Here is a 12685-nt window from a genome sequence, read left to right as displayed (position 1 = left end):
AAAAATGCGCCAGCAATTCTTGATTCCGGCTGTCATTGTCAGCGGTCTGGTCCTTTCGGCCTGTGCAAAGGAAACCGAAGAGGAAAAGGTTGAACGCACCTTTCAAGAGGTGAACGTCATTGACGAAACCAATCTGAACGAAGTTCTGCTAAGCGCCGCCGACCCGAATGAGGCCGTGACCTATTTTCATGGGGCCGCGCTCAAGAATCCGGACCGGATCGATCTTCAGCGAGGGCTGGCCATTTCGCTGGGCCGAGCCAAACGGACGACCGAGGCCGCAGCCGCCTGGAAGCGCGTGACAACGATGAAGGGCACGAACGCCGCGGACAAGGTCGAGTATGCGGATGCGCTGGTGCGCAGTGGTGATTGGACGCAGGCAAAGACCGTTCTGGATTCAGTTCCTCCGACATTCGAGACCTTCAAACGCTATCGCCTTGAAGCCGTGGTCGCGGACTCCCGCAAAGATTGGAAGCGGGCCGATCATTTCTATGAAACAGCCATCGGTTTGACCACCCGTCCGGGCAGCGTGATGAACAATTGGGGTTATTCGAAACTGACCCGGGGCCAATATGCCGAGGCCGAGCGCCTGTTCTCCGACGCTATTCGTCAGGACAATTCTCTGTTCACCGCCAAGAACAATCTGGTTCTGGCCCGTTCAGCGCAGGGCAACTATAACCTGCCCGTCGTTCCAATGACACAGGTCGAGCGTGCCCGCTTGCTGAATACGATGGCGATTTCAGCGGTCAAGCAGGGCGATGTCACAACCGCCAAGAACCTGTTCCGCGAAGCCATTTCCACCCACCCGCAGCACTTCGACGAGGCGGTGCGTTCGCTTCGCGCGCTTGAAGGGGCCTGATACATGCACATCCCCGCAGCCGCTGCGGCTTGGTTTCTGCCGTTCGTGCTGCCGATTTGCTTCTACGTTGCTTTCACCGATATGCGTGAAATGCGGATCAAGAACCATGCCGTCTATGCATTGGCATTGGTCTTTGTTGTGGTCGGCCTGATTGCGATCCCGCCCTGGTCCACGGGCTGGCTGGGCGGTCATCTTGGTCCGTATTCCGTGTCGTTGCCTATTTATGTCTGGCAGCTGCTTCATATCGTTGTTGTCTTGCTTTTGGGCATCATCCTGAACGCGTCAGGTGCCATGGGTGCCGGCGACGCAAAGTTCATGGCCGCAGCATCAGCCTTTGTCTGGCTGGGTGATCTCAAGGTGATGGTAATGATCTTGACCGCCTGTATTCTGGCCGCTGTTATCACACACCGACTGGCCAAACACACCCCTCTCCGGGCCATCGCACCACATTGGGAAAGCTGGGATCGCGGCAAGCAGTTTCCAATGGGGCTGGCTCTGGCTGGGACACTGGCCATGTATTTGATTTTGGGTACTGTTCTCGGATCGTAAACTATCATCAGCACGCCTTGCCATTGCCTTTGTCCCGCCACAAAGCTGGGTCATTTTTCCTCCAAACCGCCCACTTTCGGGCATTTGGCGTGACATTTTGATGAACGAGCAACGCGCATGAATATGCAGACTTCCTCTGTTATGGCCCCCCCTACCCCCAAGGGATTGGGTGAAATGAGACTTCCGCTGGTAATGATGCGGGACATTCTGCTGAAGACCGTCTTCCGCAAAAACGCCAGCACCGTTTCCGAAATCGCAGAGGCAATCTGTCTGCCCGGTTCGGTCACGCAAGAGCTGGTCGACATCGCACGCGACCAGAAGCTGCTTGAGGCGACCGGGACACTGAATGCCAACAGCGGTAACGAAATGGGCTATCAGTTGACCGATGCAGGCAAAGCCCGCGCGTTGGACGCATTGAGCCAGTCAGAATATTTCGGCGCGATGCCCGTGCCGCTCGATGTTTACCGCGAGCAAGTCAAACGCCAGTCGATACGGAACATTCAGGTCACACGGGAACAACTGGTTGGTGCAATGGGTCATCTGGTTCTGCCCGACAGCCTGCTGGACCACCTGGGCCCTGCGGTCAGCGCCGGCCGGTCGATTCTGATGTATGGCCCTCCGGGCAACGGTAAATCCTCGATCTCGAACGGTATCCGCGACGCGCTGGGGGACAATGTCTATGTGCCTTACGCCATTGAATATGCGGGTCAGGTGATCACGGTCTATGACCCGATCGTACACACCGCGATCGAACAGGAGCCCGATGATCCCAATAGCCTGCGCCGCCGCAAACGTTTCGATTCGCGTTATGTGCAATGTGAACGACCCACGGTTGTGACCGGTGGTGAACTGTCGCTGAGCATGCTGGATCTGGTCTACAACCCGACCGCCCGAACTTATCAGGCCCCGTTGCAGTTGAAGTCGACCGGCGGCATCTTCATCGTGGACGACCTTGGCCGTCAGGCCGAACCGCCGCAGGCTCTGGTCAACCGTTGGATCGTTCCGCTGGAAGAGAACAAGGATATCCTCGGCCTGCAATCGGGCGAAAAGTTCGAGGTGCCCTTCGACACGCTTGTTATCTTCTCGACCAACTTCCACCCGAACGAGATCTTCGACCAAGCCGCCCTGCGCCGGATCTTCTTCAAGATCAAGATCGACGGCCCAAACCAGGAAAACTTCCTGAAGATCTTTGCCATGGTGGCCCGCAAACGCGGAATGCCGCTGGATGAGGCGGCACTGGTGCACCTGCTGAAGGTCAAATACCCGACCATCAACAACATCTACGCCAACTATCAACCGATCTTCCTGATCGATCAGATGATCTCGATCTGCGAGTTCGAAGGCATCCCCTATCAGATGAGCCCCGACCTGATCGAGCGCGCCTGGGCCAACATGTTCGTAAAAGACGAGAAAATCGTCAAATAACGCCCTGCCAATCCCTCCTATGGGCGAGTAATCTGTGTTCATGACGCAGATTCCCGCTTCGATTGGCGCGTGGTTTTCCACCAAAGGCTGGTCCATTCACCCGCATCAACAAGAGATGTTCGACCGGGCGCATGACCAAGCGACCTTGCTGATCGCCCCGACCGGCGGCGGCAAGACTATGGCCGGGTTTCTGCCCTCTCTGGTGCAGCTGGCTGACGGTGCCCATAGCGGATTGCACACGATCTATGTTTCACCGCTCAAGGCGCTGGCGGCCGATATCAAACGTAACCTGCGCTCTCCGGTGGACGAGATCGGCCTGCCAATCCGGATCGAGGATCGCACCGGTGACACTTCGGCCACGCAAAAGAAACGTCAAAGGGTCGACCCGCCCCATATCCTGCTGACCACACCTGAAAGCCTCGCACTGCTGACCTCGTACGAAGATGCTTCACGCATGTTCGATGGCGTGCAGCGGATCATTGTGGATGAAATCCATGCTCTGGCCGAAAGCAAACGCGGCGATCAGTTGATGCTGGCTTTGGCGCGACTGCAACGCCTCAACCCCGATCTACGTCGCGTTGGCTTGTCAGCCACTGTAGAAGACCCCGATGCAATTGCCCGTTTTCTGACCCGCCACCCGGGTCCCTGCCAGATCGTGCAGGCAGATCCCGGCCCGGACCCGGATATCCGCATGTTGGAAACGGTCGAGATGCCGCCCTGGTCCGGCGGTGGCGCGGCTTATGCAATCCCGGCGGTGCTGGAGCACGTCCGGCAACACAAAACCACGCTGATTTTTCACAATACGCGCGCACAAGCTGAGATTTTTTTTCACAACCTGTGGCTGGCCAATGAAGACGGCCTGCCCATTGGCATCCATCACGGCAGTCTCGACCGCCAGCAACGCGAACGGGTCGAGGCAGCGATGGTCCGGGGGGATTTGCGCGCCATCGTCTGCACCGGTTCTTTGGATCTGGGCATCGACTGGGGCGATGTGGATCTGGTAATCCAGATCGGAGCACCCAAGAATGTCAAACGTCTGGTGCAACGGATCGGGCGGGCCAACCACCGCTATAACGCTCCTTCCAAGGCGCTGCTGGTGCCTGCCAACCGATTTGAAGTGGTTGAATGCGTCGCCGCACTTGAGGCCGCAAAGGCCCATGAACTTGACGGAGAACCCCGCGGCCCCGGCCCCCGAGACGTCTTGTGTCAGCACATCCTGATTGCGGCCTGCGCCGGACCGTTTGACGCCGACGATCTGTACGTCGAAATGACTGCTGCGGGGCCTTATGCGCATCTGACCCGGCCCGAGTTTGACGCATGCGTCGATTTCTGTGCCACCGGCGGTTACGCCCTGAGGGCATATGACCGCTGGCAACGGCTGCAAAGACGCGCGGATGGCAAGTGGCAGTTGCGCGATCCACGTGCAGCGTCGCGCATTCGTATGAATTTAGGAACGATTCAGGACACGGACACCCTCAAGGTACGCCTGAGGCGCAGCCGGGGTGGCAAGCCGTTGGGAGAGGTCGAAGAAGCTTTTGCAGCCTCGCTGACGCCCGGCGACACTTTTTTGATCGGCGGGCAAATCGTGCGGTATGAAGGCCTGCGTGAAATGGTGGTTGAGGTCAGCCGTCGCGCCGATCGCAAGCCCAAGATCGCGACCTTCTCGGGCACGAAATTTGCGACCTCCACCCAGCTCAGCGACCGTATTCTGCGCATGTTTGCCCAAAAGGATTGGCCGCAATTGCCACCGCATACCGCGGAATGGTTGGCCTTGCAGCGCCAGATCTCGCGCCTGCCTCAGCGCGACCGTCTGCTGATCGAGAGCTTTCCAAGCGACGGTCGGGAACATCTATGCGTATACGGTTTTGCCGGTCGCAACGCGCAGCAAACACTGGGTCTGCTACTGACCAAACGGATGGAGGATACCGGCCTGGCCCCGATGGGCTTTGTTGCGACAGATTACGCAACGCTTATCTGGGGGCTGGATGCGGTCACCGATCCTACGCCATTGTTTCAACGCGACGCGCTGCGCGACGGGCTGGACACTTGGTTGGCTGGCAACGCCGTGATGAAACGCACATTTCGCGCCTCTGCCACCATAGCGGGTCTGATCGAACGCAACACGGCCGGGCAACGCAAAAGCGGGCGGCAGGCTACGTTTTCATCGGATATTCTGTACGATGCCCTGCTGAAATACGACCCGGATCACTTGCTTATGCAGATCACCCGCGAAGAAGCCATGCGCGGATTGGTCGATTTTGGTCGGATTGAAACGATGCTGGACCGGATCGGCGACCGTATTGATCTGCTACGGCTGGATCGCATCTCACCCCTGTCCGCCCCACTGTTCCTTGAGGTCGGAAAAGTGCCGGTCAAAGGCGCGGCAGAGGAACGCCTGCTGGCCGAAGAAAGCGCGCGCCTGTTGCAGACAACCGGGCTCGATCAGCTTTGATCCTCTTGCGTCGGGCATAAAAACACGCCAAGAACGGATCATGAACGTGTGCGAGTTTTCCTTTGCAGGTCAGCGCCTCGGCGCTTTACCTTCCGGTGCTCTGTGGTGGCCCGAGCGCCAGTTGCTTTGTATCTCAGACCTGCACTTGGGTAAATCCGAACGTATGGCGCGGCGCGGTGGGCCTGCATTGCCCCCCTACGACATCCGAGAGACGCTGGATCGGTTGGCGAGTGACTTGGAGCGCACCAACGCCGAAACTGTACTGTGTCTGGGTGACAGCTTTGACGACCTTGAAGCCGCGCAAGCGTTGCCTACAACCGAAAAACTTCGGATCGCGGCCTTGCAGGCCGGACGCAAATGGATATGGATCGAAGGTAACCACGACCCCGGACCGATTGAGCTGGGCGGCACCCATCTATTCGAATGGCGCTGCGGTCCAATGGTCTTTCGCCATATCGCAGAGGGCCGAGCGCAAGGAGAGGTTTCCGGCCATTATCATCCAAAAGCGCGGATCAGGGTAAAAGGGCGGCACATTTCACGACCCGCCTTTCTATTGGATCAAAAAAGGCTGATCCTGCCTGCCTACGGCGCTTTCACAGGTGGGTTGCGCAGTTCTGATCAAGTTCTGGCGGACCTCATGGACCAGAACGCCATGGCTATTCTGACCGGCCCGCACCCGCAGATGATTCCAATGCCGCGCTAGCGTCAGATCAAACCGTCCTGTTCCAACATCGGTTTATACTTGCGGCTGACCGGAACCAGATCGCCGTTGACCAGCTTAAGAAAGGTCTTGCCGCCTGTTTTCTCGACACCCACGATCGCGGCGTCTGTCACCCAATGTGAGCGATGCGAACAATGACCCGGAACCGGCTCCATCTCGGCAATGGCGTCCGTGAATCGCGACCGGAGTGTGAATATCCCATCCGAGGTCACTACATCCACGTTATGATCCCGCACGGTAAGGCGATAGATCTGACCGTCAAAGCCGGCTGGAAGGCGTCTGACAAGGCGTGGCTGTTCCGCCTTAGGCACGGCTGCCTTCGCAGTGGTTAGGTCATTGCGTTGTACAAAAACCAAGCCTGCGGCCAGCAGCGCCCCATAGACGGCAACCGTTTGCGCACCCGGAGCCATCTGCCCCCCAAACGTAAACAGAATCCAGGCCAGCAGCCATAGCGAGGGCGTAAACAACGCGAGGATCAACCCAGCGTAAGCCAGATCGCGAAGGGGAATTCTTAACAAAGCAGGATTGTTTTGCATGAGTTTTCGGGCCAGCCCCGTCACCGTAAGTGCAAGAACCATGACCCCGGTCCAAAACAAAAGCCGCAACCCAAAGCTCAGTTCAAACGCAAGAAAGGGCGGAAACGCATATGCCAGCAAGGGAAGGAATACCACGCCCGCTGTCACTCGCTGCGGAGTACATGCACTTCGTATCGTACTTAGTTTTGACGTCATACTGCTTTTGAATGTGCTTAACCCAAGCGCGAACGACACTAAGGCATTGTGACCTGTAAACAAACGAGAAAACAGGAATATCACGATTTTTCAAGCTGTAAAACCCAATCCGGATTCGTGGCCACGACGTCTCTGGCCAGCCGGGCCAGTCATATTGACCCCGCGTGCAGTGTCGGGCCGATTAGAACGGCCCGACCTGAGGTGTTTATGCCGTCAAGCCTTCAAGCTCTGGCAGGCCGTTCGAGCGGCAGCAGGCGGTCAATGTGTTGGCCAGCAGGCATGCGATGGTCATCGGACCTACGCCACCTGGAACCGGAGTGATCGCACCCGCGCGCTCAGCCGCGCTGGCGTAATCCACGTCGCCTACCAGCTTGTTCTTGCCGTCGCGCTCGATGCGGTTGATACCCACGTCGATCACCGTGGCACCTTCCTTGATCCAGTCACCCGGCACCATCTCAGGACGGCCTACAGCGGCTACAACGATGTCAGCACGGCGCACGACGTCGGGCAAGTCCTTGGTGCGCGAGTGCGCGATGGTCACCGTGCAGCTGTCACCCAGCAAAAGCTGCGCCATCGGCTTGCCCACGATGTTCGAGCGGCCGATTACAACTGCGTCCATGCCCGACAGCGAGCCATGGTGGTCGCGCAGCATCATCAGACAGCCCAGCGGTGTGCAGGGCACCATCGATTTCTGGCCGGTGCCCAGCAGGCCCACGTTCGAGATGTGGAAGCCATCGACATCCTTGGCCGGGTCGATTGAGTTGATCACCAGATCTTCGTTCAGGTGTTTGGGCAGCGGCAGCTGAACCAGAATGCCATGAACCGCAGGGTCGTTGTTCAGTTTGTCGATCAACGCCAGCAGATCCTCTTCCGAGGTCTCCACATCCAGCTTGTGCTCGTATGAGTTCATACCGACTTCGACAGTCATCTTGCCCTTTGAGCGGACATAGACTTGGCTGGCCGGGTCTTCGCCGACCAAAACCACGGCCAGGCCGGGGGTGATGCCGTTTTCTTCTTTCAGCTTTGCGACCTGATCGGCCACTTGCCCGCGTACTTTCGCGGCAAAGGCTTTACCGTCGATAACCTGAGCTACCATTCTTCGATCCCTTCTTTCAAAAAACAGATCGGGCGCACAAAGCGCCCGATCAGTCAGTCGATGCCGATCACGCGCTCTTCGCGCGCAATCGACCAGTCAATCAAAATACGCCACAGCTTTTCAGCCAGATCCGGGTCCATCCCCAGCGCGTCCGAGCTTGCGCGCACACGTTGCACCACCTCTTCGACGCGGGCCGGTATTCGGGCCGGAAGGCCCTCACCCGGCTTAAGCTGAGACGCTCGGTCGATATAGCTGGCGCGTGTCACCAGCATCTCGATCAGTTGGCGATCCAGCTTGTCGATCTCAACCCGCAGGTCCTGCATCGTGCTACAGTGCTGGGGCGGTGTCAGAGTGGGCATTATCATCTCCTCATGGCCCGGGAATGAATCCCCGGACCACGAGATGGTTCAAAAAGCGGCTTAGAACAAGCCCTCGATCTCACCTGCGTCGTTAAGGCAGATGGTTTCAGCAGCCGGTTTGCGAGGCAGACCAGGCATGGTCATGATCTCACCGCAGACAACCACGATGAAACCGGCACCTGCGGACAGGCGAACCTCACGCACCGGAACCGAGTGGCCGGTCGGTGCGCCGCGCAGGGTCGGGTCGGTCGAGAACGAATACTGAGTTTTCGCCATGCAGACCGGCAGATTGCCATAGCCTGCTTCTTCCCACTCGCGCAGCTGGTTGCGGATCTTGTTGTCGGCCAGAACCTCGTCCGCGCGATAGATGCGCTTGGCGACAGTTTCGATCTTCTCGAACAGCGGCATGTCGTCGGGGTAGATCGGCGAGAAGTTGGCGCTGCCACCTTCGACGATTTCAACAACTTTCTCGGCCAGCGGGGCGGACCCTTCCGAGCCCAGTTCCCAGTGACGTGACAGAACCGCCTCGACGCCATGCTCGGCACAATACTCGCTGACTGCCTGCACCTCGGAATCGGTGTCGGTGACGAAGTGGTTGATGGCGACGACAACCGGTACACCGAAGGACTTCACGTTCTCGATGTGACGGCCCAGGTTGGCACAGCCCGACTTGACCGCGTCGACGTTTTCCGCACCCAGATCAGCCTTGGCAACGCCGCCGTTCATCTTCATCGCGCGTACGGTGGCGACCAGAACAACAGCCGACGGTGCGATGCCCGCCTTGCGGCATTTGATGTTCATGAACTTCTCGGCACCAAGGTCGGCACCAAAGCCAGCTTCGGTCACAACATAGTCAGCGACTTTCAGCGCGGTCTTGGTTGCGATAACCGAGTTACAGCCATGCGCGATGTTCGCGAAGGGCCCACCGTGGACAAACGCCGGGTTGTTTTCCAGCGTCTGCACCAGATTCGGCTGCATGGCATCTTTCAGCAGAACAGTCATCGCGCCTTCGGCCTTGATGTCGCGGCAATAGACCGGGGTTTTGTCCCGGCGATAAGCAACGATGATGTCGCCCAGACGCTTTTCCAGGTCTTTCAGGTCATTGGCCAGGCACAGGATCGCCATGACTTCGGACGCCACGGTGATGTCAAAGCCAGTCTCACGCGGGAAGCCGTTCGAAACACCACCCAGAGACGCCGTGATCTGACGCAGGGCGCGATCGTTCATGTCGACCACACGACGCCATGCAACGCGGCGTACGTCGATCTCGGCTTCGTTGCCCCAATAGATGTGGTTGTCAATCATCGCCGACAGAAGCGAGTGAGCCGAGGTGATGGCGTGGAAGTCGCCGGTGAAGTGCAGGTTCATTTCTTCCATCGGAACAACCTGTGCGTAACCGCCACCTGCAGCGCCACCCTTCATGCCGAAGTTCGGGCCAAGCGAGGCTTCGCGGATACAGATCATCGCGTTCTTGCCGATGCGGTTCAGGCCGTCACCCAGACCAACGGTCGTGGTGGTTTTACCTTCACCTGCCGGGGTTGGGTTGATCGCGGTCACGAGGATCAGTTTGCCGTCTTCACGGTCCTGAACCGAGTTGATGAAGTCCTGGCTGACTTTGGCTTTGTCGTGGCCGTAAGGCAGCAGATCCGCAGAGTCGATGCCGATCTTGGCACCGATTTCCTGAATCGGCTTTTTGTTCGCTTCACGAGCGATTTCGATGTCGGATTTGTAGCTCATTGGCCGGGGTCCTTAATTGAATACCGTGCATAGCCGACGCAGAACGCCGGCGCTGCGCATCCATACCCTTGTGTACAATCTCAATAGCCATGGATTCCGACATTCTGGTGTCGTGAAGCGTCGTAAGGCCGTTTCAGGGGTTTCTAATCGGAAACCAAAGCGGACTAAGGAGTCCAGTCGGGCTGATCGGGAACAAATAAATTCAACTGATCTCCCACCTGAACACGTCCGGGACGTTCGACCCAGCCGGTGATGCCCCGACGCCCAACCGCCGCAGGTTTGAACGCAACGCCGTGCCCAGGCTGGTCCGCCTCGATTTCGCGCCCTGGCAATACGCAAGGCGCGTTTTCCATGTCCACGGTTATCGTCAGACCACCGCTGACCTGCAAACGCGACGACGGGGGGATATGTGAAAAATCAGGAATACCCTTTAGTACGATTGACGCGCCGAGATATGAAGGGTCCAACACGTCCAGACCTATCTCTTGCGCGATCTGGTCAAGCTCTTCCACTGACAGAACCGACAACTGACGTACGTTGCGGATTTCCGTTCCTGTGGGATAGAGGTTTTTGACCCGCACGCAGGATGCTCGATTGAACCCCGCGTGTCGTTCTCCTGACGCTCCGTCAAAATCTAAATCCAATGCCTGGACCGATTCAGCCCGAAGCGACTGCCCGGCAGGGACATAACCCAGCCAGACCGCTTCGCCTACGTATTCCGTTTCACGCAAAAATGGCATTCCGGCATCCCTTTTCCGCTGGAGTTCAATGGGCATAATGCCCGGCAAACGCCTGATGAAAAGAGAAAAGACCCGAGCCTTGGCTCGGGTCTTTGGTACCTATGTGGTCGGTTCAGGCTCCATCCCGCCGTCGGGCGGTGATTTCTTGGCCTTTGTCTTGGGAATGGCCGTGACACTGGGCGCGCTGCCCTCATCCGGTTTGTCGCCTTCGTCGTCGCCTTCGGTCGGCGATTCGCCATTCATGACGCGCTTGATCTCCTCACCGGTCAGAGTTTCATACTCCAGCAGGCCCTGTGCCAAACGCTCCCATTCCTCATTCTTTTCGGTGAGAATCTGATGCGCGCGCTCATATCCTTGCTGGATCAGGCGCTTAACCTCTTCCTCGATCATTTCCTTCGTATTGGCGGAAACCGAGAATCCGGCGGTATTGCCTGAATAGCCCTCATGCGCCTCGGCATAGTCGATATTACCGACTTTGTCGGACATACCCCAGCGCATCACCATGGCGCGCGACAGCTGGCTGGCTTGCATGATGTCACCAGCCGGACCGTTCGAAACGTGATCTTCACCGTATCTGATAACTTCGGCGGCCTTACCGGCCATCGTCATTGCCAGCTTTTGCTCGCACTCATCGCGGTGGTAGTTCAACTGATCCATCTCGGGCAGGCTGACAACCATGCCCAACGCACCGCCGCGCGGAATGATCGTCGCCTTGTAGACCGGATCGCACAGCGGCAGGGACATACCAACAACGGCATGACCAGCTTCGTGATAGGCAGTCTTTTCTTTTTGGTCCTGTGTCAGCACCATCGAGCGCCGCTCGGCCCCCATCATCACCTTGTCCTTGGCGTTCTCGAAATCTTCCATGGTGACAAAGCGACGACCAACGCGGGCGGCCATCAGCGCGGCCTCGTTCACGAGGTTGGCCAGATCAGCACCCGAGAAGCCCGGCGTCCCGCGCGCGATGATGCGCAGGTCGACATCGGGACCAAGCGGTGTCTTGCGCGCATGCACGCCCAGGATCTTCTCACGACCTTTGATGTCCGGGTTACCAACAGTCACGTTGCGGTCGAATCGGCCCGGACGCAGCAGCGCGGGGTCCAGAACGTCCTTACGGTTGGTCGCGGCCAGAATGATCACACCTTCGTTGGCTTCGAACCCGTCCATTTCTACCAGCAACTGGTTGAGGGTCTGTTCGCGTTCATCGTTACCCCCGCCATAACCGGCACCACGATGGCGGCCCACGGCGTCGATCTCGTCGATAAAGACGATACAGGGCGCATTCTTCTTTGCCTGTTCGAACATGTCGCGCACTCGGCTTGCACCGACACCCACGAACATTTCAACAAAATCGGAACCCGAAATGGTGAAGAACGGCACACCCGCCTCACCCGCAATCGCGCGAGCCAGCAGCGTCTTACCGGTACCCGGAGGGCCAACCAGCAACGCGCCTTTTGGGATCTTGCCGCCAAGACGGCTGAATTTCTGCGGGTTGCGCAGGAATTCAACGATCTCTTCCAGTTCTTCCTTGGCCTCATCAATGCCGGCCACGTCATCAAAGGTCACACGGCCATGCTTTTCGGTCAGCATCTTGGCCTTGGATTTGCCAAAGCCCATCGCGCCGCCTTTGCCGCCGCCCTGCATCCGGTTCATGAAATAAACCCAGACGCCAATCAGCAGCAGGAAAGGCAGAAGCGTGATCAGGAAGGATTGGAAGCCTGACTGCTGTTGCTTGACCGCTTGAACAGGGATGTTCTCGTCGATCAGCAGCTTTGTTACCTCGGCGTCGGTCGGTTTGATCGTGACATAAGTTGCACCGCTTTCAGTGGTGTAGCGAATCTGCTCGCCATCCAATGTCACTTTCTTGACTTCACCGCTTTGCACGGCGCTGACAAAGTCGGAGTAAGTTCTTTCGTTGCTCTGAAGCGTTCCGCCTGATCCACTGAACAGATTGAACAGTGCCAGAATAAGCAGAAACAGAACGACCCAAAACGCGATATTGCGAGCGTTGCCCAAGGA

The 12685-nt window shown here is 57.9% G+C and carries 11 protein-coding genes; 5 read left to right on the top strand and 6 right to left on the bottom strand.

Features of this window, described 5'->3' with window-relative positions:
- Nucleotides 1-4: 4 nt before the first annotated feature.
- From AC2FJZ_RS00845 to pdeM, 5 genes are all read left to right on the top strand, one after another.
- Nucleotides 5-856 (top strand): tetratricopeptide repeat protein, encoded by an 852-nt coding sequence (locus AC2FJZ_RS00845; RefSeq protein WP_496775749.1) that lies wholly within the window; start codon nt 5-7, stop codon nt 854-856.
- Between the two features lie 3 nt (nt 857-859).
- Entirely contained in the window at nt 860-1405 is a 546-nt protein-coding gene (locus AC2FJZ_RS00840; protein WP_496667529.1) for a prepilin peptidase, read from the top strand.
- Nucleotides 1406-1522: 117 nt separating this feature from the next.
- Nucleotides 1523-2830, top strand: coding sequence for a DUF8689 domain-containing protein (locus AC2FJZ_RS00835; RefSeq protein ID WP_050603180.1), 1308 nt, complete (start codon nt 1523-1525; stop codon nt 2828-2830).
- Between the two features lie 40 nt (nt 2831-2870).
- The gene (locus AC2FJZ_RS00830) at nt 2871-5282 is read left to right on the top strand and encodes a ligase-associated DNA damage response DEXH box helicase (RefSeq protein WP_496775748.1); all 2412 of its coding nucleotides are present in this window, start codon (nt 2871-2873) and stop codon (nt 5280-5282) included.
- A 40-nt stretch (nt 5283-5322) separates the two neighbouring features.
- The gene (gene pdeM / locus AC2FJZ_RS00825; protein ID WP_496775747.1) at nt 5323-5985 is read left to right on the top strand and encodes a ligase-associated DNA damage response endonuclease PdeM; all 663 of its coding nucleotides are present in this window, start codon (nt 5323-5325) and stop codon (nt 5983-5985) included.
- A 2-nt stretch (nt 5986-5987) separates the two neighbouring features.
- On the opposite strand, the gene AC2FJZ_RS00820 is transcribed toward pdeM, so the two are convergent.
- The 6 genes from AC2FJZ_RS00820 to ftsH all read right to left on the bottom strand — a co-directional run bounded on the left by AC2FJZ_RS00820 (nt 5988) and on the right by ftsH (nt 12682).
- Nucleotides 5988-6674 carry a LytTR family DNA-binding domain-containing protein gene (locus AC2FJZ_RS00820; RefSeq protein WP_496775746.1) on the bottom strand — a complete coding sequence of 229 codons (687 nt, stop codon included), beginning with the start codon at nt 6672-6674 and terminating at the stop codon, nt 5988-5990.
- 265 nt (nt 6675-6939) lie between these two features.
- Nucleotides 6940-7830 (bottom strand): bifunctional methylenetetrahydrofolate dehydrogenase/methenyltetrahydrofolate cyclohydrolase FolD, encoded by an 891-nt coding sequence (folD, locus tag AC2FJZ_RS00815; RefSeq protein ID WP_496775744.1) that lies wholly within the window; start codon nt 7828-7830, stop codon nt 6940-6942.
- Nucleotides 7831-7883: 53 nt separating this feature from the next.
- Nucleotides 7884-8189 (bottom strand): chorismate mutase, encoded by a 306-nt coding sequence (locus AC2FJZ_RS00810; RefSeq protein WP_496667534.1) that lies wholly within the window; start codon nt 8187-8189, stop codon nt 7884-7886.
- A gap of 60 nt (nt 8190-8249) precedes the next feature.
- Nucleotides 8250-9926, bottom strand: a complete 1677-nt coding sequence (locus AC2FJZ_RS00805) for a formate--tetrahydrofolate ligase (protein WP_050603174.1) — start codon at nt 9924-9926, stop codon at nt 8250-8252.
- A gap of 164 nt (nt 9927-10090) precedes the next feature.
- Nucleotides 10091-10666, bottom strand: coding sequence for an MOSC domain-containing protein (locus tag AC2FJZ_RS00800; protein ID WP_496775743.1), 576 nt, complete (start codon nt 10664-10666; stop codon nt 10091-10093).
- A 99-nt stretch (nt 10667-10765) separates the two neighbouring features.
- Nucleotides 10766-12682, bottom strand: a complete 1917-nt coding sequence (ftsH, locus tag AC2FJZ_RS00795) for an ATP-dependent zinc metalloprotease FtsH (protein WP_496775741.1) — start codon at nt 12680-12682, stop codon at nt 10766-10768.
- Between the last annotated feature and the right edge of the window lie 3 nt (nt 12683-12685).

The organism is Ruegeria sp. CDSA079, assembly GCF_059612245.1.
This window is presented reverse-complemented; position numbering and strand designations above follow the sequence as displayed.

Bases quoted from the DNA above. Each gene is read 5' to 3' on its own strand.
- AC2FJZ_RS00845 (WP_496775749.1), top strand. From the start codon at position 5: ATGCGCCAGCAATTCTTGATTCCGGCTGTCATTGTCAGCGGTCTGGTC.
- AC2FJZ_RS00840 (WP_496667529.1), top strand. From the start codon at position 860: ATGCACATCCCCGCAGCCGCTGCGGCTTGGTTTCTGCCGTTCGTGCTG.
- AC2FJZ_RS00835 (WP_050603180.1), top strand. From the start codon at position 1,523: ATGAATATGCAGACTTCCTCTGTTATGGCCCCCCCTACCCCCAAGGGA.
- AC2FJZ_RS00830 (WP_496775748.1), top strand. From the start codon at position 2,871: ATGACGCAGATTCCCGCTTCGATTGGCGCGTGGTTTTCCACCAAAGGC.
- pdeM (WP_496775747.1), top strand. From the start codon at position 5,323: ATGAACGTGTGCGAGTTTTCCTTTGCAGGTCAGCGCCTCGGCGCTTTA.
- folD (WP_496775744.1), bottom strand. From the start codon at position 7,830: ATGGTAGCTCAGGTTATCGACGGTAAAGCCTTTGCCGCGAAAGTACGC.
- AC2FJZ_RS00810 (WP_496667534.1), bottom strand. From the start codon at position 8,189: ATGCCCACTCTGACACCGCCCCAGCACTGTAGCACGATGCAGGACCTG.
- AC2FJZ_RS00805 (WP_050603174.1), bottom strand. From the start codon at position 9,926: ATGAGCTACAAATCCGACATCGAAATCGCTCGTGAAGCGAACAAAAAG.
- AC2FJZ_RS00800 (WP_496775743.1), bottom strand. From the start codon at position 10,666: ATGCCATTTTTGCGTGAAACGGAATACGTAGGCGAAGCGGTCTGGCTG.